Source organism: Bradyrhizobium yuanmingense (assembly GCF_025200905.1).
GTDB lineage: Bacteria > Pseudomonadota > Alphaproteobacteria > Rhizobiales > Xanthobacteraceae > Bradyrhizobium > Bradyrhizobium yuanmingense.
Window position 1 is genome coordinate 3,405,387 of sequence record NZ_CP104173.1, and the last position, 23,963, is coordinate 3,429,349.

Sequence of the window (23,963 nt, forward strand, 5' to 3'; positions counted from 1 at the left end):
GATGGACAATCTCCAGGAGCTCCTGCACGGCTTCACCATCGCGGTCACGGTGCCGCATCTGGTCCTGATGGTGGTCGGCGTGCTGCTCGGCATTCTCGTCGGCGTGCTGCCGGGTCTGGGCGCGCCGAACGGCGTGTCGCTGCTCCTGCCGCTCACCTTCGGCATGCAGCCGGTCTCGGCCATCATCCTGCTCTCCAGCATGTATTGGGGCGCGCTATTCGGGGGATCGGTGACCTCCATCCTGTTCAATATCCCGGGGGAGCCGTCGTCGGTGGCGACCACCTTCGACGGCTATCCGATGGCGCGCGACGGCAGGCCGACCACCGCGCTCGCGACCGCCTTCGGTTCGGCGGCGTTCGGCGCGCTGGTCGGCGTCATCCTGATCACCTTCCTCGCCTCCTGGGTGGCGCAGGCTGCGCTCGCGTTCGGGCCGGCCGAGTATTTTGCCGTCTATTTTCTCGCCTTTGCCAGCTTCGTCGGCATGGGCGGTGCGGCGCCGATCAAGACCGTCGTGGCGCTGGCGCTCGGCTTTGCCATCGCCGCCATCGGCATCGACACAGTCTCCGGCAGCGTGCGCCTCACCATGGGCGTGGACGAACTCGTCAAGGGCGTCAGCTTCGTCGTGGCGGTGATGGGCCTGTTCGGCATTGGCGAACTGCTTGTCGCCGTCGAGGAGGAATTTCACGCGCGCGCCGTCTCGTCCAAGATCGATTGGCGCGAGGTGTTTCGCGCCGTCGGCCGCCTGCCGCGGCACGGCGTCGCCCTGCTGCGCAGCGCCGCGATCGGCTGCTGGATGGGCATCACGCCGGGCGGCCCGACCGCGGCCTCCTTCATGAGCTACGGCATCGCGCGCCGCTTTTCACGGCGCGGCCGACATTTCGGCACGGGCGAGGTCGAAGGCATCGTCTCGCCGGAGACGGCCGATCATGCCGCCGGCACCAGCGCGCTGCTGCCGATGCTCTCGCTCGGCATTCCGGGCTCGGCAACCGCGGCCGTGATGATGGGCGGGTTGATGATCTGGGGCCTCAATCCCGGGCCCATGCTGTTCGTGGACCAAAAGGATTTTGTCTGGGGCCTGATCGCCTCGATGTATGTCGGCAACATCGTCGCCGTCGCCCTGGTGCTGCTGACGGTCCCGGTGTTCGCCGCCCTGATGCGGATTCCCTTCGTGGTGATCGCGCCGCTGATCGTGATCATCTGCGTCGTCGGCGCCTATTCGGTGTCGAACTCCTATCTCGACGTCGTCATGATGCTCGGCTTCGGGGTCGTCGGCTATCTCTTCAAGAAGCTGTTCTATCCGCTGGCGCCGCTCGTGCTCGCGATCGTCATCGGCGACAAGGCCGAGGACGCCTTCCGGCAGTCGATGCTGATCTCCAAGGGATCTCTCGGCATTTTCTTTGCGAACAAGCTGGTGACGTGCTTGATCGTGGGCGGCATCGCGCTGCTGCTGCTTCCGCTTCTGTTGCAGCTGCCGCGGCTCTGGCGCAAACCTGCGTCGCCCGCGACCGATGCGCCAGTCCAGGAAAGGGCGATCATATGACCGCAAAGCCGCTGATTGCGCTGGCCATGGGAGATCCAGCCGGCATCAGCCCGGAGCTGACGGCCAAGCTCGTGGCGCAGGACGACATCCGCGCGCGCTGCCGGCTCGTCGTCATCGGCGACCGCCGCATTTTCGACGAGGGCGCGCGCATTGCCGGCGTCAAGCCGGAGCTGAAGATGCTAGAGCAGGGCGCCGATCTTCGCGCAGCGCAGGAAGATGCGCTGTTCGTCGATCTCCGCCACCTCGACCCCAGAGAGGTCGAGCCGAAGAAAGCGACCCTTGCCGGCGGAAAATTTGCGCTGGCCAATTACAGGCATGCGCTCGAGCGCGGCCGCGACGGCCATGTCGACGCGGTCTGCTTCACCCCCTTTAACAAGCAGGCGATGCGCCTTGCCCGTGCCGAGTACGACGACGAGATCGCGTTCTCCGCCGAGGTCGTCGGTCTCAAGACGCCGGCAAGCGAATTCAACGTGCTGGACCGGCTCTGGAACGCACGGGTCACCTCGCACATCCCGCTCAGGGACGTCGCTGCGAAGCTATCCGGCGAACGCATCCATCGCGCGCTCAGACTAACCGATTCCTGCATGCGCAACGCCGGCTTTGCGCGGCCACGCATCGCGGTCGCAGGCCTCAACCCCCATGCCGGCGACGGCGGCAATTTCGGCCGCGAGGAGATCGACGTGATTGCGCCGGTGGTCGCAGCAAGCCAGAGCGAGGGCATTGCCGCGGAGGGACCGTTTCCGGCCGACACCGTGTTCCTGCGCGCCAAGGCCGGCGCCTTCGATGCCGTGCTGACGATGTATCACGACCAGGGCCAGATCGCGATGAAGCTGATGGGTTTCGCTCGCGGCGTGACCTTGCTCGGCGGCTTCCCGTTCCCGATCTGCACGCCCGCGCACGGCACCGCCTACGACATCGCGGGTCAAGGTATCGCATCGATTGGCGCCAGCCGCGCGGCGTTGCTGCTCGCCGCGGAGATGGCGGCGCGTCGTCTCGGCTGAACTTGCACGCGCGAAGGGAGCGACCGCTGATTGCGCTCGCCTTGCGCGCAGACTTAGACTTTAGGGAAAAACTGGAAACTTCCGCCGTCGCGAGGAGTTGGCGCCCCATGAACATCTTCCACGTCGGAGCTGGAACATGGTCGACGACAGCCCGCTACGAACAGCGGTGGACACCGCTTGGTGCGTGTACCTTGCCCGGCATCGCAGCGTCGATGCAGCGGATGGCCGTCGTTGCCTGCTCGAGCGTCATCTGCAAGGGAGGCGGGAAGCGCGCGAGAGTAACGGTGATGCCCAGGAACTCGCAGCATTCGGGCTTGCCTATCTCGAGCGGCTTTCCGATGACGAATGTTGAGGCTCATCGAGGGCGGTATCTGTCGGCTGGCTAGCGCGAGCGCAAGGCCGGATTGGACCTTGCTCGCGATTTCGAACCTTCTGTCTGCGGCCATCGTGCTGATCGTGCGTTCAGCGATATAGCGAGCTCCAATGCGTATCGCCCAGCTGGCTCCGCTTGCCGAAAGCGTCCCTCCGAAGCTCTACGGCGGCACCGAGCGGGTGGTAGCCTGGCTTGTGGATGAGCTTGTCGAGCTCGGTCACGACGTCACGCTGTTTGCCAGCGGTGACTCCCGAACGAGAGGCAAACTCCACCCGGTATGGCCACGCGCGCTGCGTCTCGGCCGGAAGGGCGCCGATCCGAACGCAGCCTGCGCGATGCTGCTGGAAGCGATCGCGAGACGAGCCAACGACTTCGACGTGATCCACGCCCATCTCGACTGGCTTCCGCTGCCGTTGCTCAGTCGCGTTGGCGTACCGTTCCTGACGACCATGCACGGCCGCCTTGACTTGCCTGGCTTGCCTGACGTGGTTCGGCAGTTCCCAGAAGCATGCTTCGTGTCGATCTCGGATCACCAGCGCCTGCCGCTTCCGGATGCGAAATGGATTGGGACGATCCAGCACGGGCTGCCGTCGGAGCTGTTGGACCCATCCTATGAGGAGGGATCCTATCTGGCGTTTCTTGGCCGTCTCACGGAGGATAAGGGTCCGGAGGACGCCATCCGCATCGCGCACGCAGCCCGGATGCCTCTTCGCATCGCCGCGAAGATTCCACGCGCCGAGACTGCCTACTTCAGGAAACACCTTGCGCCCCGGATCGACGGCGAGATGATCCAGCTTATCGGCGAAGTCGACGACGTGAAGAAGCAATCATTCCTTGGCGGAGCAGCCGCTCTGCTATTTCCGATCGCTTGGCCGGAGCCTTTCGGGCTGGTCATGATCGAGGCGATGGCGTGCGGAACGCCCGTGATCGCCTATCGCTCCGGCTCTGTCCCTGAGGTCATCGAGCACGGCCTAACCGGTTTCATCGTCGAGAACGAGGAGCAGGCGGTCAAGGCGGTCGGCGAATTGGGCAAGCTGGATCGAAGGAGAGTGCGCGCCCGCTTCGAGGAACGCTTCACCGCATACCGAATGGCGCGCCAGTACGAAGATCAGTACCGCAAGCTGGCTGCCGCGGCAGCTCGGAAGGTCAACACGCAAATGTCGGAAAGGTGAAGGGAGGCGGCGATGTCGCTGTGCTAGATCGCCGCGCCCAATGAGGTGTCGCCGAGCCGGATTCCTTCTGTTTTGCCCGACGTGTCAAAGAATCTTCGCGCGTGCAAAAACAGCGAGGTAAGACAACCCCTTGGCTACTGTGCATGGGGTTGTTTTCGCGAGTTTTGATCGAGGCGGGCCCGCTCGCCTCACGCGCCGCAGACGATCACGCCGTACCAGCCGAGCCCGCGATAGGTCTCGTAGCCTGGGGTGGCATGGAACGCGACCAGTGTGCCCGTGCGTTCCTGATAGAAGCCGGAGCGCTGGCCGTTCAGCGACAGCGAGATGCGTTCGCTGAGGATGCCCTGGCCGTCGGAGGCCGCGATCACGCGAAAATTGGAATCGACCAGCAGCACGCGCGCCTTGTCGCTGTCGCCGACGCGCACGCCCTGCACGATGGCGCGGGCCTGCGGCTCCCAGTCGAAATGGATGGCGAGCACCCCGATCGGTGCGCCATGAGCCTGGCCGCCGGCGCGGACGCTGGCGCAATAGGTCGCGACCTGCGCATTGCCGAGCAGCGGCTGGTTCTCGACGTCGCCGGCGACATAATCGTCGCCGGAGCGAAGGCCTTTCGCATCGCGAAACCATCTGGTGTGGGCGACGTTCTGGCCGACGACGCGGAAGCGGTCGGCGCGGCCGTTGGCGATGACGTTGCCGTCGAGGTCGCAGAGCCAGAGATCGAGATAGACGGTGTAGGCCCCGAGGATCACGCCGAGGCGCTGCGACGCATGGGAGACGGCCGCAGCACTGGGCGAGGCCGCGCAATCGACCACGGCGGAATCGGTCGCCCACCAGCGCACATCGCAGGTGCGTTCGTAGAGATTGCGGTCGATCAGCTCGATCGCGTTGAGCGACAGGTCGACCATGCGCTCGCCGCGGGAGCGCTGGCTCATGCGGTCGATCGAGGCGACGAGATCGCCGGTGCGTTTGGTCAATTGGGTCTCGAGCTCGCGGGCGATGGTCTCGACCTGCTGGCCGACGCCGCGCACCTCCTGCGCCACCACCGCAAAGCCCGCGCCTTGCGCGCCGGCGCGCGAGCTCTCGATCAGCGCGTTGAGCGCCAGCATCTTCATCTGGTTGGTGATCTGCTGGATCGACTTGGTCTTGTCGACCGCGATCTGGTTGACCTCGGCGGTGAGACGGTTGATCAGCGCGGAGATGTCGGAATCATCGTCCGCGGGCTCGGTGGCGATCGGCTTGGCTTTCAGACCCAGCGCAGCAGACATCGGGGACTTCCCTTGGCAATGAGGTCTGATCTGCAATGAACCCGGAACAACGACTTACAGATCGAATACGATTCTTTTTCGAGGATTCCGCCTAACGCCTGCTTAATTTGCTGTTTGACGGGATGCCTAAATGATAGTCAGTGCGCCCGTCGGGGCGGCCATCCACCGCTTTGTGCGGCCGGACCGTTGCAAATCCGTCCCGGATGCCGACCAATCCCCTGAAGCCAGTGACTCTGCGTTCGCGTGACCGCCTGGCCCTTCGAGTTCCCCAACATCTGCCTCTGTCATGACGCCGCCAGCCACCGCCTTGCCTATCGAAGCGCCCCAGGCCTTCCTGGGCGTGGCGCGCTCGCTCACCGACAAGCTGTGGCGCGACCGGCTTGATGCCCGCGGGGCAGCCCAGGCGCTCACCATCGTGCAGCGGCACCAATTGCCGGAACTGCTGGCGCGGGTACTGGCGGGCCGCGGTGTCGACATCGACGCGGTGTCCGACTTTCTCGATCCGACCATCCGAAAGCTGCTGCCGGACCCGTTCACGGTGACGGAGATGGAGGCCGCTGCCAAACGCATTGCGGATGCCGCGACCAAGGGCGAGAAGGTTGCGATCTTCGGCGACTACGACGTCGACGGCGCGACCTCGGCGGCGCTGCTGGCCTGGCATCTGCGCCATTGCGGGCTCGATCCGCTGATCCATATTCCCGACCGGATTTTCGAGGGCTATGGCCCCAACACGGAAGCGGTGCGCGCGCTCGCGGCCAAGGGCGCCACGCTGCTGATCACAGTCGATTGCGGCACCACCAGCATAGAGCCGCTCGCCGAGGCCAAGCGCCTCGGCATGTCCGTGGTCGTGATCGACCATCACCAGGCTGGCACGGAGCTGCCGGTGGTGGATGCGCTGGTCAATCCGAACCGGCTCGACGATCTCTCCGGCCTCGGTCATCTCGCCGCCGTCGGCCTCGTGCTGGTGACGCTGGTGGCGGTCAATCGCGAGCTGCGCCAGCGCGGCTTCTGGACCAGCGAGATGCCCGAGCCCGATCTCCTGGGCATGCTGCATCACGTCGCGCTCGGCACTGTCGCCGACGTCGCGCCGCTGATCGGTCTCAACCGCGCCTTCGTCGCCAAGGGGCTGATCGCGATGCGTCGGCGCGACCATGTCGGCCACACCGCGCTGATGGACGTGGCGCGGCTCAACGGCCCTCCGGAGGCCTGGCATCTCGGCTTCATGCTGGGCCCGCGCGTCAATGCCGGCGGTCGTATCGGCCGCGCCGATCTCGGCGTGCGGCTGCTGCTCGAAGGCGACAGCGTCGAGGCAGCGCGGATCGCGGCCGAGCTCGACCGTCTCAACAGCGAACGTCGCGTCATCGAGCAGGCGGCGGAAGCCCAGGCCGAAGCCGAGGCGCTGGCCTCGATCGGGCTGGAGGACAAGCTCGCCGTCATCGTCACGGCCTCGGAAGGCTGGCATCCCGGCGTGGTCGGCCTCGTTGCCTCCCGCCTGAAGGAGAAGTTCTCGCGGCCGGCCTTTGCCATTGCGCTGGAGCCGGGGGGGATCGGCACCGGCTCGGGCCGCTCGATCGCCGGCGTCGATCTCGGCAAGGCGGTGCGGCAGGCGGTCGCCGACGGCATCCTGCTCAAGGGCGGCGGCCACGCGATGGCCGCGGGCGTGACGCTGCGCAAGGAGAAGCTCGCCGAATTCCGCGCCTATCTCGAGACCGCGCTGGCGCGCGACGTCGCCGAGGCGCGCCACGTCAACGAGCTCTATATCGACGGCGCAGTCACCGCCCGTGCGGTGACGCCGGAGCTGGCGACGACGCTCAACCGCGCAGGTCCCTTCGGCAGCGGCAATCCCGAGCCGGTGCTGGCGCTGCCGGCGCACCAGCTCGTGTTTGCCGACGAGGTCGGCCAGGCACATCTGCGCCTGCGTTTCAAGGCGGGCGACGGCTCCATCGTCAACGGCATCGCGTTCCGTTCGATCGGCCAGAAGCTCGGCAATGCGCTGCTCGCCAATCGCAGCCAGCAGATGCATGTCGCGGGCTCGCTCTCGGTCGATCGCTACCAGGGCGCCGAGCGCGTGCAATTCCGTGTCGTCGACGTCGCGCTACCGGACCAGGGGCCATCCGTGATTAGATGACGCATGATCCGGAAAAGTGCGAAGCGGTTTTCCGACAACGATCAAAGACAACGGTTCCAAACAACAAAAAAAGGGAGTGAGCATGGCAGGGCAGGTTGAGGGCAAGGTCGCGCTGGTGACGGGTGGCGCCTCCGGCATAGGCGAGGCCATCGTCGAGCTGTTCGCGCGCGAGGGCGCGACTGTCGTCATCACCGATATCGACGAGCTGCGCGGCCCGGAGCTCGCCAGGCGCGTAACAAACGTGGGCGGCAAGGCGATCTTCCTGGAGCAGGATGTCACGAGCGAAGAGCGCTGGATCGAGATCGTCGCCGAGATCGCAAAGCGATATGGCCGGCTCGACGTGCTCGTCTCAAATGCCGGGATCGGCATCTCCGTGCCTTCGATCGTCGACATGACCCTCGCCGACTGGCGCAAGCAGAACGCGATCAACCTCGATGGCGTGTTCCTCTCGGTCAAGCATTGCCTGCCTTTGATGCGCAAGATCGGGGGCGGCTCGATCGTCATGATGTCCTCGCTGGCGGGACTGCGCGGCTCGCCCGGATTGTCGGCCTATTCGGCGACCAAGGGCGGCGTGCGGCTGTTCGCCAAATCCATTGCGATGGAGTGCGCGGCGGCGGGCGACGGCATCCGGGTCAACTCGGTTCACCCCGGCATCATCGACACCCCGATCTGGGGCAAGATCCCGACGGGGGCGGCCGGCGCCGGCCAGAATGCCCCGATCGATCCGGAGGAGCGCGCCAAGGTGGTGACGCCGCTTGGTCGTGCGGGCCAGGCGGCGGAGATCGCCTCGGGCGTGCTATACTTGGCTTCCGATGCCTCGCGCTACGTCACCGGCAGCGAGCTCGTCATCGACGGCGGCATGAATGCCGGCGGCGTGCCGCGGCGCGCTTGAGCTGCGCAGGGCAGGGTGGCGGCCGCAGGGGCTGACGCGCAGGCGCAGTCCCTGTACAACACTGGGCAGCTCCCGACCGAAAGAGGTGTCCTTCGCCATGGCGCACAGCCTTCACGCTTCTTCACCCGCGCCCGCGCCATTCCGTTCCAACCGGCCGGATCTCGCCACCGACGCGATCCGCACCGCGCGCGAGGATCTCGCCGCCTGCTTCCGCATGGCCGCGCGCAACGGCTTTGAGGAGGGCATCTGCAACCACTTCTCGGCCGTGGTGCCCGGTCATGACGATCTGTTCCTCGTCAATCCCTACGGCTACGCCTTCCGCGAGCTGACCGCGTCGAAGCTGTTGATCTGCGACTTCCACGGCAACGTGCTCGACGGCGAGGGCGTGCCCGAGGCGACCGCGTTCTACATCCATGCCGAGATGCACAGGCTGCTGCCGCGCGCCAAGGTCGCCTTCCACACCCACATGCCCTACGCGACAGCGCTGTCGATGACCGAAGGCGAGCCCCTGATCTGGGCCGGCCAGACCGCGCTGAAATTCTACGGCCGCACCGCGGTCGACCGCGACTACAACGGCCTCGCGCTCGACAGCCGCGAAGGTGCCCGCATCGCCTCCGCCGTCGGCGCTGCCGACATCGTCTTCATGAAGCATCACGGCGTGATGGTGCTGGCGCCGACCATCGCGGAAGCCTGGGACGATCTCTATTATCTCGAGCGCGCCGCCGAGGTGCAGGTGCTGGCGATGTCGACGGGGCGGAAGGTGCTGCCGGTCGATCCCGCCGTTGCGGCGGAGACCTACAGGCAGATGCGCGAGGGCGATTCCGAATCCGCCCGGCTGCATCTCGCCGCGATCCGGCGGCAGCTCGATGCGGAGGAGCCGCAATATCGGCACTGACCACGATGTCATGCCGCGGCGCGGGAGCTGCGCTGCGCATCAGCGGGCCGCGTCGAACTCTGACTTCAGCCAGTGCCGTACAGCCTCGACCGGCTCGGTGAGCGGCCGGTTGCGGCTGCGGACCAAGTGCAGCGAAGAGCCTTCCAGCTCCGGCCCGAATGGTGCGACCAGCGTTCCCTGCGAAAGTTCGTCGGCGACGAGCACAAGACTGTGCAAAGCGACACCAGCGCCGGCGACGGTTGCCTGGATGGCATGGGTTTCATCGCTGAAACGCACGCCGGCGCGCGCATCAACGTCGTCCATGCCGGCCGTCTTGAACCAGCGCCGCCAGGTCGGATTTCGGGCATCACGACGGTGCCAGTCGAAATGTAGCAGCGTTGCTGAGCGCAGGTCGCTCGGTCTTCGGATGCCCAAGCGCGGACTGACCACCGGTGCGAAACGATCGACCGTGAGCGGCTCGGCAATCAGATCGGGATAAGGACCGGAACCGTAGCGAAGTGCGAGATCCGCGGTCGAATTGAGATCGGCCACCTCCAAGCTCGCAAGCAATGTGAGATCAATGTCGCCTCTGCTCTTTCGGAGCCCAGCAAGACGCGGCACCAGCCATTTGGCTGTGAAAGCCGGCGTCGCCGAAAGTGTGACCACCGCCCGGCGTCGCTTCCGGCTCAATCCCTCCAGAACACGCGCAAACGCATCAAAGCCGTCGCGCAGGACCGGAAGCAGGACCTGACCTTCCGCGGTGAGCAGAACCTGCCGCGTCCGGCGCTCGAACAGCCTGACCCCGACCGTCTGCTCCAGCTGTCGCACCTGATGGCTGATCGCGGTCGGCGTGACGTGAAGCTCATCGGCGGCGCGCTTGAAGCTGAGGTGACGTGCCGCCGCTTCAAATGCACGCAATCCCGCCAGCGGAGGAAGCCTTCTCATCGCGAACTCAAGGATGAATGCAGTTCATCCATAAGCTGAGCAACTTTCGTTTGTCAACGACGGGGCCTGAACCGATCTATTGGGCAAACAGATGAGAGGAGTTCTGCAATGCAACTGCTACAAATCGATTCAAGCGCGCGGTTAGAGCCTTCAGATGCAAATCCGCGCGGTTCGCACACCAGGCGTCTGACTCAGCGTTTCGTCCAACGATGGCTACAGTCGCGGCCGGGGGATCGCGTCGTCTGCCGCGACCTCGGTCGCTTCGCACCGAGTCCGGTGACGGACGACTGGGTCAAGGCGGCCTTCGCGAAGCCCGATCGGCGCGAGCCATGGATGAGAGAGGCTTTGGCGGAAAGCGATGCGCTGGTCGACGAGTTGATCTCAGCTGATCTGATCGTCGCGGGCGTGCCAATGTACAACTTCGGTGTGCCAGCGCAGTTCAAGGCATACATAGACAACATCGTTCGGGTCGGACGCACGTTTGGCTTCGACCGATCACGCCCGGACAATCCATATTCGGCGCTGCTTGAGGGCATGGACAAGCGTCTTGTCCTGCTCGGTTCGCGCGGAGACTACGGGTACGATCCGGGCGGGCGTATGGCCGCCGTCAATCATGTCGAAGGAGCCGTCCGGGACGTGTTTGCTTTCATCGGGATCACGGCCTTCCACAGCATCGCAGTCGAGTACGACGAATTCGCCGACGAACGGTTGCAGGCGTCGATTGCCGCGGCCGAGCGTACCGTGGATGACCTCGTCGACGAGCTGCTGAAGCTGACAGAACAGCGAAACGCGGCTTAAGGGTCGGCTGCAGCTGCGGCGAGGCGCCAGCGCCGGCGCTTCCGGCCGTGCTAGTTGGTTTGCCGCAGCTTGGCCAGCACCTTCAGCCCGCCGTAGCCATCGGCTGGCGCGATCCCGACTTTCTGCTGAAACTCCTTGACTGCCTTCATGGTGTCGTTGCCGACCCGGCCGTCGGTGCCGCCCGTGTCGAAGCCGGCCTTGGTCAGGCGCGTCTGCATCTCCTGCACTTCGGCGAGCGTCAACGCACGCTCGGAGCCCGGGAAGGGCTGGATGAAGGGCGGAGCTCCCAGGCAGCGATCCCCGAGATGGCAGATCGCCAGCGCGTAGTTCATGGAAGGGTTGTAGCTCTTCACCGAGTAGAAATTCGGCCCGAGCAGGAAGGTCGGCCCGCCCGCAACCGGCGTCCACATCTGCGCGGATGCGTTGGGCTGCGGAAATGGTTGGCCGTCGGCACGCGTCACGCCGGCCGCCTGCCAGGCCGCATAGGTCCGGCTGCCGCTCATGTTGGCGGGCGCGCGCACCTCGTAGCCCCAGTGCTCGCCGCGATGCCACTTGCCACGATTGACGAGATACTTTGCCGTCGAGCCCAGCGCGTCGTCGGGCTTGCCGAATGGCGAGACCTTGCCGTTGCCGTCATAGTCGATGCCGACATTGAGCCAGACCTCCGGCATCCATTGCGAATGGCCCATCGCGCCGGCCCATGATCCCCGCATGTCCTCAGGCGTGGACCAGCCCTTGTCGACGATGCGCAGTGCATTGATCAGCTCGGTCTCCCAATAGGCCTTGCGGCGCGGCTCGTTCCAGGCGAGCGCGGCGAGCGAGGGAAACACCGGCCTCATGTGGTTCTGCTGCACCAGCGGATCGCCATAGGCGGACTCGACGCCCCAAAGCGCCAGCAGCGTGCCGCGCTCGACCCCGAAATCGCGCTCGATGCGGGCGAACAGCGCCTCGTTGTTCTTCAGCGCGATCTTGCCGTTAATGATGCGCCAGTCCGAGACGCGGCGGTTGATGTACTGCCAGACCTGCTCGCGGAATTCGGGCTGGTTGCGCATCTGCGCGAACACGCTCATGTCCGGTTCGACCCGTCCCATCGCGCGCTGCCATGTCGCGGCGGAAATACCTTTTGCCATCGCGCGCGCACGAAAGCTCTCGCGCCATTCGTCGAAGCCGGGAGGCGCGGCGAGAGCGCGGGTGGGAAGCGCGAGCAAAGCGGCTGCACCGAGCGTCGACTGGAGCAGGGCGCGGCGTGTGTGACGGGGCGAGGAATCAGTGTGCTTCATGGGCACATTCTAGCCGGAAACATGGCACGCGTGAGTCGGTTCCGAAACGGCCGCGTGCGTCAACTCGGCCCGACCCCGTCGGTCGTTCCCACCGGAACAAGTGCCGCACTCCCGCATTCCCTCCACGCCAGGACGAGGAGAAGAGCCGGCCGTGGTCGGGCCGTCTTTCCTGTTCATCGAAGCATCGGGGTGGAATGAAGATACGCACACATGCCGAAAGCCATATCGTCGAACTCGACGACGGATCGCAATGGAAGATCTTTCCCGGCGACCTCGCGACGACGCTGAGCTGGAAGCCCGAAACCGATCTGCGTCTGGAGCCGAGCGGTGAGCGGGTGAATTCGCACGTGCTGGTCAATCCCGCCGACCAGACCCGCGTGCGGGTGATCGCGGCCGACGAGAGCTGGCCGGACGGCGCAGTCAAGAACGCCTTGAAAGGCGGGTAGCACCAGCGGCCACGACAGCCGCGAATGCCGGCCGCCTAGTCCTCCTTAAGCTCAGCCGCGATTCCGGAAAGCCAACGCCGGATCGTGGTTTCCGCCTTTGAATCCAAATTGCGAGCGAGGCGCTTCTCCAATTCGAGCACACGCTGCCGGCACGCCTTCAGAAGCGTCGCGCCGCGCGGCGTCAGCGTCCATTGCTGGATGCGGCCGTGAACGGGATGAGGCGTCATCGCAATCGCGCCGTCGCGTTCGAGATTGCGGATGATGACGCCGACGGTCTGGGGCGTCAGGAAGGTGAGACGGGCGACATCGGCTCCCGACAGGCCCGGATAGGCGTTCAGCATCGTCAGCACCGCGAATTGCGGCGAGGTCACGCCGAGATCGGCGAGCGTGCGTTCCATCGTCAGCCGAACGGCGGCGTGGGCTTGGCGCAGCAGGTAACCGAGATAGCCTTGCTCGCCGCGCTTGCCTTCGCCCGGTGCTGGAACGTGCACCGCACCGGCTGCAACGGCCTTGGGTCCCGATTGCGATTTCGTGACATTCGTCTTGCGCGACATATAAGAGCTCTTATAATATGTCCGTGCTCTTATAATATGCCGAGGTGAATGGCAATGGCACACGCCCGCAGCGAATACGAAGATTTCAAGCGGATCGCGCCCGATGCGTTTGATCTGGTGCTGGCGCTGGGCCAGCTTGCGGCCAAGGCCGGCCTCGACAAGCAGCTGCTCGAGCTGGTCAAGCTGCGCGCCTCGCAGATCAACGGCTGCGCGTTCTGCGTGCAGCACCACGTCCTGCTGTCGGAACGGATCGGCGTTCCCGCCGACAAGCTCCATCTGGTCGCGGTATGGCGCGAGGCGCCGATCTTTTCGCCGCGCGAGCGGGCTGCGCTCGCCTGGGCCGAGGCGCTGACCTGTCTGCCGGACGGCGTCAGCGAGGAGGTCTACGCGGAAGCGTCCGGCGAATTCTCCGAGACTGAACTGACGTACCTGACCTCGGCGGTCGCCTCGATCAACGTCTGGAACCGGTTTGGCGCGGCGTTTCGCTGGACGCCTGCAAAGCGGCCGGCGGCCGCCGTCGCAGCTTCGTCCTGACGGAGAGAGGGGAGGATCACGATGACAGTCATGAGCCTTTCAGCCGTGCAGTACCCGTTGCCGTCACGTTCGACAGCGTTCGCCGTCATCGCAGGATTAGTCTGTGCACTGGCAATCGGAAAAGCTCTGCCGGTGACGATCGACAGCGTGTCCAGTGCCCTCGCGCCGCTCTGCGCGACGGCGGCGGAAGGCTCGCCGCTCGACAAGGTTGAGCCGAACGGCTCCTACGCGCTTCCGAACGTGCCCGGCAAACGCGTTACCATCGTGCGCGTGTCCTATGGTCCAGGCGGGTTTTCGCGGCCGCATCGTCACTCCGGCTCCGTCACCGCCTACATCACCAAGGGCGAGATCCGCTCGCAGCTCGGCGGCGGCCCGGTCGAGACGTTCGGCGTCGGCCAGTCCTTCTTCGAACCGCCGGGCTCGACGCATCTGGTCTCGGCCAATGCCAGCATGACCGAGCCGGCGGAACTGATCGCGGTGTTCGTGGCGGATGAGGGCGCGCAACTGACGACGTTCCTGGAATAGGCTGCGCGCGTCATCCGCAATGGCTGCGCTCAGGCCGATCGCGATCGCCTCAACCGCTTCCAGGCCGGCGCGAGTCCGTATTGGACGACCGGAATGGCGACTGCGCCGACGAGCAGTCCAAGCGCACCCGAGATGGCTGCCTCGACCGACCATTCGACGATGCCGGCAACGGATGGAAGGAGATGTGCGGCAGCCTCGGTTATGGCATGGACCGTGTGGCCGATCGCGGGTGGGCCGTATTTCTCGATGCCGTGCAGGATGATGCCACCGCCGACCCAGATCATGGCGGCGGTGCCGATCGTGCTCAGCACCGCCAGGAAAACGGGCATGCCGCGGACGAGCGCGCGCCCAAGCAATCGGATCGCGCCGCCGGCGAGCGAGGCGCCGTCGAACCGCGCGAGGGCGATGCCGGCATCGTCCGCTTTCACGATCAGGGCCACCACGCCATAGACACCAACGGTGATGAAGAGGCCGACCAGCGCCAGCACCAGCGCCTGCGTCCAGATGCTGCCCGCCGGGAGGGCCGCCAGCGTGATCGCCATGATCTCCGCCGACAGGATGAAATCCGTCTTGATGGCGCCAGCGACCTTCTCGTCCTCGACCGACTGGGCATTCAACGCAATCGGCTCGAGCTGAGCTTCGTGCTCGTGCGCATGATGCGGCATCACGGCTTCGAGCACCTTTTCGGCGCCCTCATAGCAGAGAAAGGCGCCGCCAAGCATCAGCAGCGGCGTGACCGCAGCGGGAAGGAAATAGCCGAGCAGCAGGGCAATCGGCAGCAAGATCAGCAGTTTGTTGCGTAGCGATCCGACCGCGATCTTGCCGACGATCGGCAGCTCGCGTTTCGAAGCGAAACCGATGACGTAGTTCGGCGTGACCGCCGCATCGTCGATGACCACGCCAGCCGCCTTTGTGCCTGCCTTGGCTGCCTGGCTAGCGACATCGTCGAGCGAGGCTGCAGCCACCTTTGCGATCCCCGCGATATCGTCGAGAAGACCGATCAGTCCGACACTCATCAACTCATCCTTCTTCGTTCGAGCGGGGGAGTGCGCGACCAGATGCGTCCTGCCCGCTCCAGCAACGAACCAGCACGCTGTCAGTTCTCCTCGCCGCCCGCTCCCTCGCGCAGGTCAGGCTTGAGCACGTCTTCCGGCAGCGCATGGGCCACCGGCTGCGCCGTGACCGCGATCTCCGGGCCGATCTCGCGGCCGCGCGCGCGGATCAGCCGTTCATAGGCCGAGACCAGCGTCGCGTAGGGGCTGACCCAGATCCAGCCATCGCGGGTGAACACCTGGACGTCGAAATGCAGGTGCATCGAGGTGCCGGCGGGACGGTCGAGGTAGTTCGAGATCACGCCGATCTTCTCGCCTTCGGTGACGATGCGGCCGTTGATGACGCCATCGGCGTTCATCGCATGCGGATTCATGTGCATGTAGCGGAAACGGATGTGCTCGGTGCGGCTATTGACCTGAAGCGTCGCGGCCTGGTCCTTGGCTCCACGGATGACGATTGCGTCACGCACGGCGACGACGCCGCGCCGCTTGGAATCGCAGGGCTCGCGGCCTTCGCCGGGCGGCGGGCAGTCGGCGGCGCGGATGTCCTCGCCCTGGTGGCCGTAACCTCCGCCGCATTGCCACACCTCGAAACTACGCGACTCGCAGAAATTGTCGCGCCAGGGATAAGCGGTCGGGCCTTCGCTCTTGTCGCGCTTGCCGAAGGATTGGGAGCGCACGAAGGCGGGCGCCTTCTCCAAGGGAAAGCGGATCTGGGCATAGGCCATGGCGTCGGGATGACCGCCCTGCTTGCGGTAGCCGGTGTTCGGAATGATGTCGCCGCTCGGCCGGTAGCTGAAATCCGGTGAACGCACCGCGGGCCGGTCGATAATGTTGGAGGCAACGTCCGCCAGGGGCCGCATGCGCTGGCCCCCTGCGACGCGCAGTGCCTTCAGGAAGCGCTCGGCGACTGGATAGGCCTCCTTGCAGGCGAGCCGCCGTGGCCTCGCGACACTGTCGAGGCACTGGATCGAGACCACATAGGCGGCGCCGAAGCGGGTGAAGGCGTAGCGCACATAGCCTTCCCGGATGAACCTGCGTAGATCCGGGTAGGTTGCGGCGAGCGGCTTGACTGGCTCGCCCTTGCCCCCGGCCGGATCGGCGATGTCGTAGACCAGCGCCGAGCCCGTGATCTGCACCTCGACAGGCCTTGCGTAGACCCGGCTCGGCATGCCGTCGCCGGCACCCGGATCGAGCGAGAAGGTCGCGCTGTAGCCGGCAGGACCGGCATCGAACATGTCGGCGGGATTAAAGTCGGCCTGGTAGCGCGACAGCGCGAGCGTCGCCGGCGCGCCGCTGCGCTGCGCGTCGAGATACGCGGCGGCGTCGAACGGCAGCAGCACGGGGACGGGACTTCGGGTAATGCCGGTGAAGAAGCGCGAGGAGACCGCGTTGAGCTGCACCAGTGCCGGCATCGCGCGCGGATCGTAGCGCGGCACCGAACGGCGCGGTGCGAAGATGAAGTCGCCCGCAATTTGCGGACGGCTGTTGATCTCGCTGCGAAGCTGATCGAGCGCCGCGCGCCACTCGATGCGCAGGGCCGTCAGCGAGGGACTGCGGAACTCGTCCGCAGCGATCGGTGCAGCAACGAGGAGCGACGGCAACGCCAGGAGAAGCGAGACGAAGCGGAGACTGTTCCTGCCCACTGCTTCGCCCCCCGGCGGTACCTGTTCCGATCCTCGATGGCTCGTTTAGTCCTTAGCACGCTCGGAGTAGGAGCCGTCTTCGGTCATCACCACAATGCGCGTGCCGACCGAGATGTGCGGCGGCACGGTGGTGCGCACGCCGTTGGACAGCACCGCCGGCTTGTAGGAGGAGGAGGCGGTCTGGCCCTTGGTCACCGGCTCGGTCTCCACCACTTCCAGCGTCACGCGCTGCGGCAGTGCAATCGACACCGGATTAGTGTCATGCATCGACAGTTTGACGGTCATGTCCGGCTGAAGATACGCGGCCGCGTCGCCGACGACGTCCTTGGAAACCTGAACCTGGTCGTAGGTCTCGGGGTTCATGAAGTGGTAGCCATCGCCATCTTCGTAAAGGAAGGTGTAGTTGCGCTCTTCGATGGTGGCCTTTTCGACCTGGTCGGTGGTCTTGTAGCGTTCCGAGATCTTTACCCCGTCCGAGATTCGGCGCATTTCGATCTGGCTGACCGGGGTTCCCTTGCCGGGATGGATGTTCTCGGCGCTCACGACGACATAGAGCTTGCCGTCTTGCTCGATCACGTTGCCCTTGCGAATAGAACTGGCGATGACTCTCAAAGCTGTATTTCCTGCTTGCTTGGCCCGGCACCAGCCAGGACGTGGTCGAATTGCTGGGGGACTTGGGGCCTCAAACCGGACCTCGGCACCCGTTTTGGGCCGCAACATACTGATTTTGCCGTTGGATGCCAGCATTTTGCTGCCGGCCGGGGCGGTCGGTTGATGGCTGGGGACAAGCCGATGTCGCCGTCCTGGTCGCCCGCGCGCCACCTCGACCGACGGCCGTTCCTCCAGGCCAGGGCCGCCGTGACCGGAGCTTTGCGGGGTTTTTTCGCCGAGCAGGGGTTTGTGGAGGTCGAAACCTCCGTTCTCCAGGTCTCTCCGGGCAACGAGACCCATCTGCACGCCCCCAGGACCGAGATCATGCGGCCCGACGGCAGCCGGGCCAGCCGATACCTGCGCACCTCGCCCGAGTTCGCCTGCAAGAAACTGCTGGCGGCGGGCGAGACGCGGATTTTCGAGTTCGCACGGGTGTTCCGGGACCGCGAGCGCGGCGACCTGCATCTGCCCGAGTTCACCATGCTGGAATGGTACCGGGCGGGAGCGCCCTATGATGCCATCATGGCCGATTGCGTCGTCGTGATCGCCCGGGCGGCGCAGGCGACCGGGATCGGGACCTTCTCCTTCCGCGGCCGAACCGCCGATCCCTTCGCCGAGCCGGAGCTCCTGACGGTCGCGGGCGCCTTCGCGCAGTTCGCCGGCGTCGACCTGTTGTCGACAATCTCGGGCGGCGAGGGTAACCGTGCGGCGCTCGCCGAGGCGGCAGCCGGGAAGGTCCGTGTCGCCGAGGATGACACCTGGTCCGACATCTTCAGCAAGGTGCTGGTCGAACACGTCGAGCCGCAGCTGGGGCAGGGGCGTTTGACCATCCTGTTCGAATACCCATCTCCAGAGGCGGCGCTGGCGCGGGTGAAGACGGACGATCCGAGGGTCGCCGAACGTTTCGAGGTCTATGCCTGCGGCGTCGAGCTCGCCAACGGCTTTGGAGAGCTGACCGATGCCGGGGAGCAGCGCAAACGCTTCACGGAATCCATGACGGAGAAGCAGCGCCGCTACGGCGAAGCCTATCCGCTCGACGAGGATTTTCTGGCGGCGGTCGCCGCAATGCCGGAGGCGAGCGGTGTCGCGCTCGGCTTCGACCGGCTGGTGATGCTGGCGAGCGGCGCCACACGAATTGATCAGGTGGTGTGGACACCGCCTGCGGATGAGAGATGACAAAGACGAACCTTGCACGCACTCTGCGCGAACCTGCCGAGCTGGTAGCCGAGGGCCTGGTCCCCGCATCGGCGCTGCCGGCGCTCGAACGCGTCGCCGCGCGCTATGCCGTGGCGATCACGCCGGATCTGGTCGGGCTGATCGACGCGACGGATCCCGACGATCCCATCGCGCGGCAGTTCGTTCCTGTTTCGGCCGAGCTCGAGGCGCAGCCGGGCGAGAATGCCGATCCGATCGGCGATCACCCGCATTCGCCGGTGGCGGGAATCGTGCACCGCTATCCCGACCGGGTGTTGTTCAAGCTCGTGCACGTCTGCGCGGTCTATTGCCGCTTCTGCTTCCGCCGCGAGATGGTCGGGCCCGGCAAGGAGAATGCGCTGTCGGAGAGCGCCTATCGCACCGCGATCGACTACATCCGGTCGCATGACGAGATCTGGGAAGTGATCCTGACCGGCGGCGATCCCCTGATGCTGTCGCCCCGGCGGATGAGCGAGATCATGGCTGACCTTGCGGCCATCGATCACGTCAAGATCATCCGTCTCCACACCCGTGTCCCGGTGGCCGAACCAGCGCGCGTCAGCGCGGAGATGGTTGCAGCCCTGAAGGTTGCGGGCGCGGCCACCTGGGTCGCGGTACACGCCAATCACGCGCGCGAACTGACGGGGGCCGCGCGCGATGCCTGCGCGCGGCTCGTCGATGCTGGAATTCCCCTGGTGAGCCAGTCCGTGCTTTTGCGCGGCGTCAATGACGACATCGCCGCTCTCTCGGATTTAATGCGAGCTTTCGTCGAATGCCGGATCAAGCCCTATTATCTGCACCACGGCGATCTCGCCCCGGGAACGGCGCATCTGCGCACGACGTTGGCAGAGGGGCAGGCCTTGATGCGGCAGTTGCGCGGGCGGGTGTCGGGCCTGTGTCAGCCGGACTATGTCATCGACATTCCCGGCGGTGCCGGCAAGTCGCCGGTGGGTCCGAATTACGTGTCGGCGGTGAAAAATACCGCAAACGAGACAAGTGAAGCGGAATCAGAAACGCGCTATCGTATCGTCGACTATTGCGGCGACGTTCATCTCTATCCGCCCGAGGCATGAGTGGCGATGGCATCGACGCTGACTTGAGTGCTGGGCTTGGACGCTGATTTGAGAATGGAGAAATGGACATGACGAAGATCATGCTGGCAGTATCGCTCGTGGTCTTGCTTGGCGGCGCGGCTGTTGCGCAGACCGGCGGCTCCAAGGGATCGACCTCAAGCGGCGCATCGTCCGGGTCGGTGTTGCCGGCGCCGGTCGGTCATCGCCAGCCGCGTGCCAGCGATGTGCCTAGCGAGAAGAATCTGAGCGATCCCAACGATCCGCTCAGCAAGGAAAACCAGGCGCTCGACAAGAAGATCAAGAGCATCTGCCGCGGCTGCTGAGGCTTTCACCTCTCCCCGTCGGGGAGAGGTGAGGAATGAGCCATCCCAAGCTCGGCCATCCGTCAGGCTGATCGCTCGTGCAGTCCGGCGCGCCGGATGTTGCGGCGGATTTCGACCGCGTCGGCGAGCTGCTCGAGCGTCTTCGACGTCGTTGCCCAGTCAATGCAACCGTCCGTGATGCTCTGCCCATAAGTGAGCGGCTTGCCCGGTACGACATCCTGCCGGCCGGCGACGAGGTTGCTCTCGATCATCACGCCCATGATGCGGCTCTCGCCGCCCGAGATCTGACGGGCGATATCGGCCATCACCAGCGGCTGGTTCTCCGGCTTCTTGCTCGAATTGGCATGGCTGGCATCGACCATCACCAGCGGGGCAACGCCGGATTTGGTCAATTCGTTGCAGGCCGACGCAACGCTTGCCGCGTCGTAGTTCGGCTCAGCTCCGCCGCGCAGGATGATGTGGCAGTCCTCGTTACCGGCGGTCGAGGCGATCGCCGAGCGGCCGAGCTTTGTGACGGCCATGAAATGATGGGGATGCGAGGCTGATTTCACCGCATCGGCCGCGATCCGCACATTGCCGTCGGTGCCGTTCTTGAAGCCGACCGGGCAGGACAGCCCCGACGCCAGCTCGCGATGGATCTGGCTCTCGGTCGTGCGCGCGCCGATCGCGGCCCAGGAGACGAGGTCGGCGATGTATTGCGGCGTCGTCATGTCGAGGAACTCGGTGCCGGCGGGCAGGCCGAGATTGTTCACCGCCGCGAGCACGTTGCGCGCGAGCCGCAGCCCCTTGTTGATGTCGAAGCTGCCGTCGAGGTCGGGATCGTTGATGAGGCCCTTCCACCCGACCGTGGTACGGGGCTTCTCGAAATAGACCCGCATCACGAGCTCGAGCTGATCGGCGAGATCCTCGCGAAGCTTTGCTAGCCGCTCGGCATAGTCGAGCGCCGCCTTGGGATCATGCACCGAGCAGGGGCCGACGACGACCAGAAGGCGGTCGTCCTGATTGCTCAGGATGGCATGGATGGCGTTGCGCGCGGCCATCACCACACGCGTCGCGGTGAGCGTGCGCGGGACTTCCCGCATCACCTCTTCCGGCGTGCTCAGCTCTTTCAGTTCGCGGATACGAAGATCGTCGGTCGTGCTCAGCACGGCGGGCTCCTGTCTGTTCTAGAACCTGCCGGCAATAAAAAAGCCGCCAGGGTCTGGCGGCTGTTCGGACGTTTGCTGCAATGTTTCAGATTGAGCGCGATCCTCCCGCCGCCAGCGAGCTGTCGTAGCTAAAGTACCAAAAATAGCTGGTGGCGACGGTGATCATGGAAAGGCCATATAGCGTGCCGCTGGCGCCTTGTCACCCCCCAATCAGAATGTGGAGCGACGAGGCGCCTCAGGTGTTGCCATTGCGTGCCGCCAGCGCCATGCCGATCAGGGTGGCGCCGCCGAACAGCAGGTTGATGCCGACGAGGACGCCAATGGCCCACTCCGCCGAGCTCGGCAGTCCCGTGATCACCATGAACGAGATCGCGATGTCGACGAGGCCCGAGATCAGCAGCCACGACCAGCGGCCGCTGAGCTCACGGCGGTGCTCCAGCGCGTACATGATGGTGGCGACGCCCTCGGCGAGGAAATAGGCGCCGAGCACGATGGTCAGCGTCAGCACGGCCTGCATCGGCCGGGCCAGCAGCAGCAGGCCGGTGAGCACGGCGAGCGCAGCCGAGATCAGCGACCACCAGAAGCCTGGCGTGCTGCGCGCCCAATAGGTCGCGATCAGTCCGCCGATGCCGCCGATCAGGAACATCCAGCCGAGGAAGATCGCGGTCGCAAGACTGGCGAGCGGCGGCACGACGAGCGCGGCAATGCCGAGGACGGCGAGCAGGATCCCTTCGAACAGAAAAGCCTTCCAGTGCGCCTTGACCGCCTGGTTCATCTCGGATTGGAGGCGGGCAAATTCCTCGGGCGATGTCATCGTCTGGCTCCGGAACGAGAGGATTGCGTCCCAATCTAGTGGGCCTGTCGCGCGTTCGCCATGCGTTGGATCAAGTGCCGCCGGGCGCCGACGAAAAGCCTTCCGCGTTGGTGCGAATGCGGTTGCGGCCGAGAATGTAGATAGCCGATGTGACAATCAGAAGCGCAAGCCCGAGCAGGATCGAGACGAAACCGATCGGAATCAGCGCCAGCGTCAGGTTGCGCTCGGGGTTGATCAGCCAGTGATGGATCGAGGTCAGGACGAAGGCGAGCCCGACGAACCCGATGCCGCCGCCGGCGAGCAGGAGCGCCCACATCCGGCGCAGCTGGCTGAGCCGCTCGCGCGCGACATCGGTTCGCGGCGCGTGGTGGCGCGCGACGCGCCGGACCAGGCGGATGGCGAAGGCGATCGAGCCGAAGCCGATCAACAGGCTTGCAGCGCCCAACCACATGCGGAGTGTCGGATCGAGATCGGGCATGCGCTGGAGCGTCAGCAGCGGGAAGTCGAAGGCCGTATGAAGCGCGAGCGGGCCACCGAAGATCAACAGCCGGCTGGAAAGACGGGCCCAATCGCGATGGTGGCGGTTTGCGCCAAGCGCCGTGCCGGCGCGCGCGATGGTCAGGTAGGCGCCGGCGATGATGCCGAGCGCGCCGTGGAACGGCACGGTCAGGACGCTGCGCAGCGCGGCAAGCGAGCGCCACATGTCGGCGTGCTGGACCAGGTAGGCGAGATTCTCGTAGGCGGCGAAGCCGAGGCCGACCGCGGCGCCGTAGACCACGGTGTCCATCGGATTGGCAAAGGTGCGTCGCTTGGTCGAGGAGACCAGCACGATGGCGAGCACCTTGACGGCTTCCTCGGGCAGCGCGACGCCGAAGATCGAATGCATCGCCAGCGCCGCCCAGGGATCGTCGGGGGCGGCGATCATCTTGGCGAAGGGGGCGCGGGCGAGGCCCAGGAGCGAAATGCTCGCCGCCCCTAACAGGAATGCGGTCCAGACCTGGGCCGGCGGCCCCGGGCGTTCCTCGGCAGCGATGACGAGCCAGAGCAACAGCAGCGCCGGGGCGATAGCGGCAGTTCCGATGACGGTGGGGAGCGCTTCGATCAGGTACATTGGCGCCGAAAATAAGTTCCCTTGATCCGCTTATCTACGTTCTCCGATGCGACCATGTGTCATGCGCCGGCTGTCGGCTCCCTGAAGGTGCGCGACAGCTGCCGTTCATCCGGGCTCATTGTGGGGAGTAGAATACGAGCGCAATCAATCGCATGATGGCAGAAGCTCGCCAGTCACCGCAACGATTGCCCGGTGCGCTGCGGATCGAGATTTGCAAGCGAGCTCAAGGAAATGCGCGGGATTCCTCGATTCTTGGCGCATCTGCGCAGCGTGCCGGCTGCTCGCTTTAGTCTAGTCAGTGCGTCGTGATCGCGGGCGGCGCGTCGGGTGCGACGTCGAAGGCGCCGAGATGGAATTCCTCGCCGGCGGACTCGGGCGACCCGGAACTCTGCGCCAGCAGCGTGAACGCGGCCTGCGGGTATCGTTTCCAGATCTCCAGGTCGCCGGCGGTGATGGTGAGCCAGCCGAACGTGTACATGTAGCGTCCGGGCTCGGTGACCCGGCCGACCCTGTCCCAGGTGATCTTGTCGACTGCCATTCGGTCCCCCGATCGCAAGTCTGCAAAATGACGTCCGGCCCGAGGCACAGACCTGCAAAAGCTGATCCGGCATTGGGGCCGCTATA

Annotated in this window: 25 protein-coding genes; 14 read left to right on the plus strand and 11 right to left on the minus strand. The window is 65.4% G+C overall.

Features of this window, described 5'->3' with window-relative positions; genetic code table 11:
- Position 1: 1 nt before the first annotated feature.
- From N2605_RS15910 to N2605_RS15925, 4 genes are all read left to right on the plus strand, one after another.
- Positions 2 to 1,540 (plus strand): tripartite tricarboxylate transporter permease, encoded by a 1,539-nt coding sequence (locus N2605_RS15910; RefSeq protein WP_057029102.1) that lies wholly within the window; start codon positions 2 to 4, stop codon positions 1,538 to 1,540.
- Positions 1,537 to 2,541 (plus strand): 4-hydroxythreonine-4-phosphate dehydrogenase PdxA, encoded by a 1,005-nt coding sequence (locus tag N2605_RS15915; RefSeq protein ID WP_225186002.1) that lies wholly within the window; start codon positions 1,537 to 1,539, stop codon positions 2,539 to 2,541. Before N2605_RS15910 ends, N2605_RS15915 begins: the two co-directional genes overlap by 4 nt.
- Before the next feature lie 136 nt (positions 2,542 to 2,677).
- On the plus strand, positions 2,678 to 2,893 hold the full coding sequence (locus tag N2605_RS15920; RefSeq protein WP_074447910.1) for a hypothetical protein: 216 nt from the start codon (positions 2,678 to 2,680) through the stop codon (positions 2,891 to 2,893).
- A gap of 131 nt (positions 2,894 to 3,024) precedes the next feature.
- Complete coding sequence (locus N2605_RS15925) at positions 3,025 to 4,086, plus strand: glycosyltransferase family 4 protein (RefSeq protein WP_225136037.1); 1,062 nt, start codon at positions 3,025 to 3,027, stop codon at positions 4,084 to 4,086.
- Between the two features lie 188 nt (positions 4,087 to 4,274).
- Here the strand turns inward: N2605_RS15925 and N2605_RS15930 are convergent, their stop codons facing one another.
- Positions 4,275 to 5,351 (minus strand): methyl-accepting chemotaxis protein, encoded by a 1,077-nt coding sequence (locus N2605_RS15930; RefSeq protein WP_225113566.1) that lies wholly within the window; start codon positions 5,349 to 5,351, stop codon positions 4,275 to 4,277.
- A gap of 286 nt (positions 5,352 to 5,637) precedes the next feature.
- Here N2605_RS15930 and recJ point away from each other — a divergent pair, with 286 nt between their 5' ends.
- The 3 genes from recJ to N2605_RS15945 all read left to right on the plus strand — a co-directional run bounded on the left by recJ (position 5,638) and on the right by N2605_RS15945 (position 9,266).
- Positions 5,638 to 7,479, plus strand: a complete 1,842-nt coding sequence (gene recJ / locus N2605_RS15935; RefSeq protein WP_260347223.1) for a single-stranded-DNA-specific exonuclease RecJ — start codon at positions 5,638 to 5,640, stop codon at positions 7,477 to 7,479.
- 82 nt (positions 7,480 to 7,561) lie between these two features.
- A complete protein-coding gene (locus N2605_RS15940; protein WP_036033467.1) occupies positions 7,562 to 8,371 on the plus strand; it encodes an SDR family NAD(P)-dependent oxidoreductase in 810 nt (269 codons plus the stop codon).
- A gap of 97 nt (positions 8,372 to 8,468) precedes the next feature.
- Positions 8,469 to 9,266 (plus strand): aldolase, encoded by a 798-nt coding sequence (locus N2605_RS15945; RefSeq protein ID WP_225113568.1) that lies wholly within the window; start codon positions 8,469 to 8,471, stop codon positions 9,264 to 9,266.
- A 39-nt stretch (positions 9,267 to 9,305) separates the two neighbouring features.
- On the opposite strand, the gene N2605_RS15950 is transcribed toward N2605_RS15945, so the two are convergent.
- Positions 9,306 to 10,190: a LysR substrate-binding domain-containing protein gene (locus N2605_RS15950; RefSeq protein WP_225113569.1), complete on the minus strand. Its 885-nt coding sequence runs from the start codon at positions 10,188 to 10,190 to the stop codon at positions 9,306 to 9,308.
- 108 nt (positions 10,191 to 10,298) lie between these two features.
- Here N2605_RS15950 and N2605_RS15955 point away from each other — a divergent pair, with 108 nt between their 5' ends.
- Positions 10,299 to 10,988 (plus strand): FMN-dependent NADH-azoreductase, encoded by a 690-nt coding sequence (locus N2605_RS15955; RefSeq protein WP_260347224.1) that lies wholly within the window; start codon positions 10,299 to 10,301, stop codon positions 10,986 to 10,988.
- A 50-nt stretch (positions 10,989 to 11,038) separates the two neighbouring features.
- Here N2605_RS15955 and N2605_RS15960 read toward each other — a convergent pair whose 3' ends face one another.
- Positions 11,039 to 12,268, minus strand: coding sequence for a lytic murein transglycosylase (locus tag N2605_RS15960; protein ID WP_035999838.1), 1,230 nt, complete (start codon positions 12,266 to 12,268; stop codon positions 11,039 to 11,041).
- A gap of 194 nt (positions 12,269 to 12,462) precedes the next feature.
- On the opposite strand from N2605_RS15960, the gene N2605_RS15965 reads away from it, so the two are divergent.
- Positions 12,463 to 12,714, plus strand: coding sequence for a hypothetical protein (locus tag N2605_RS15965; RefSeq protein WP_035999836.1), 252 nt, complete (start codon positions 12,463 to 12,465; stop codon positions 12,712 to 12,714).
- A 35-nt stretch (positions 12,715 to 12,749) separates the two neighbouring features.
- Here the strand turns inward: N2605_RS15965 and N2605_RS15970 are convergent, their stop codons facing one another.
- Entirely contained in the window at positions 12,750 to 13,268 is a 519-nt protein-coding gene (locus tag N2605_RS15970) for a MarR family winged helix-turn-helix transcriptional regulator (protein WP_036022956.1), read from the minus strand.
- 54 nt (positions 13,269 to 13,322) lie between these two features.
- On the opposite strand from N2605_RS15970, the gene N2605_RS15975 reads away from it, so the two are divergent.
- Positions 13,323 to 13,802 (plus strand): carboxymuconolactone decarboxylase family protein, encoded by a 480-nt coding sequence (locus N2605_RS15975; RefSeq protein ID WP_260347225.1) that lies wholly within the window; start codon positions 13,323 to 13,325, stop codon positions 13,800 to 13,802.
- A 21-nt stretch (positions 13,803 to 13,823) separates the two neighbouring features.
- A complete protein-coding gene (locus N2605_RS15980; protein ID WP_260347226.1) occupies positions 13,824 to 14,327 on the plus strand; it encodes a cupin domain-containing protein in 504 nt (167 codons plus the stop codon).
- Between the two features lie 29 nt (positions 14,328 to 14,356).
- Here N2605_RS15980 and N2605_RS15985 read toward each other — a convergent pair whose 3' ends face one another.
- The 3 genes from N2605_RS15985 to efp form a co-directional block, all read right to left on the minus strand.
- Positions 14,357 to 15,343 (minus strand): DUF808 domain-containing protein, encoded by a 987-nt coding sequence (locus N2605_RS15985; RefSeq protein ID WP_036033438.1) that lies wholly within the window; start codon positions 15,341 to 15,343, stop codon positions 14,357 to 14,359.
- Positions 15,344 to 15,423: 80 nt separating this feature from the next.
- Entirely contained in the window at positions 15,424 to 17,025 is a 1,602-nt protein-coding gene (locus tag N2605_RS15990; RefSeq protein WP_225156039.1) for a M23 family peptidase, read from the minus strand.
- Positions 17,026 to 17,070: 45 nt separating this feature from the next.
- Positions 17,071 to 17,637, minus strand: a complete 567-nt coding sequence (gene efp, locus N2605_RS15995; protein WP_028136595.1) for an elongation factor P — start codon at positions 17,635 to 17,637, stop codon at positions 17,071 to 17,073.
- 162 nt (positions 17,638 to 17,799) lie between these two features.
- Between efp and epmA the strand changes: the two genes are divergently transcribed.
- The 3 genes from epmA (at position 17,800) to N2605_RS16010 (ending at position 20,266) form a co-directional block, all read left to right on the plus strand.
- Complete coding sequence (epmA, locus tag N2605_RS16000; RefSeq protein ID WP_225156040.1) at positions 17,800 to 18,852, plus strand: EF-P lysine aminoacylase EpmA; 1,053 nt, start codon at positions 17,800 to 17,802, stop codon at positions 18,850 to 18,852.
- Positions 18,849 to 19,943, plus strand: a complete 1,095-nt coding sequence (locus N2605_RS16005) for a lysine-2,3-aminomutase-like protein (protein ID WP_035999791.1) — start codon at positions 18,849 to 18,851, stop codon at positions 19,941 to 19,943. The genes epmA and N2605_RS16005 overlap by 4 nt, the downstream gene beginning before the upstream one ends.
- A gap of 68 nt (positions 19,944 to 20,011) precedes the next feature.
- The gene (locus N2605_RS16010; protein WP_035999808.1) at positions 20,012 to 20,266 is read left to right on the plus strand and encodes a hypothetical protein; all 255 of its coding nucleotides are present in this window, start codon (positions 20,012 to 20,014) and stop codon (positions 20,264 to 20,266) included.
- A 62-nt stretch (positions 20,267 to 20,328) separates the two neighbouring features.
- Here N2605_RS16010 and N2605_RS16015 read toward each other — a convergent pair whose 3' ends face one another.
- From N2605_RS16015 to N2605_RS16030, 4 genes are all read right to left on the minus strand, one after another.
- Positions 20,329 to 21,414 carry a 3-deoxy-7-phosphoheptulonate synthase gene (locus tag N2605_RS16015; protein WP_057029112.1) on the minus strand — a complete coding sequence of 362 codons (1,086 nt, stop codon included), beginning with the start codon at positions 21,412 to 21,414 and terminating at the stop codon, positions 20,329 to 20,331.
- A gap of 235 nt (positions 21,415 to 21,649) precedes the next feature.
- On the minus strand, positions 21,650 to 22,228 hold the full coding sequence (locus tag N2605_RS16020; protein WP_057029113.1) for an HdeD family acid-resistance protein: 579 nt from the start codon (positions 22,226 to 22,228) through the stop codon (positions 21,650 to 21,652).
- Positions 22,229 to 22,298: 70 nt separating this feature from the next.
- Complete coding sequence (locus tag N2605_RS16025; protein WP_036022963.1) at positions 22,299 to 23,339, minus strand: PrsW family glutamic-type intramembrane protease; 1,041 nt, start codon at positions 23,337 to 23,339, stop codon at positions 22,299 to 22,301.
- 295 nt (positions 23,340 to 23,634) lie between these two features.
- The gene (locus tag N2605_RS16030; protein WP_035999767.1) at positions 23,635 to 23,877 is read right to left on the minus strand and encodes a hypothetical protein; all 243 of its coding nucleotides are present in this window, start codon (positions 23,875 to 23,877) and stop codon (positions 23,635 to 23,637) included.
- Between the last annotated feature and the right edge of the window lie 86 nt (positions 23,878 to 23,963).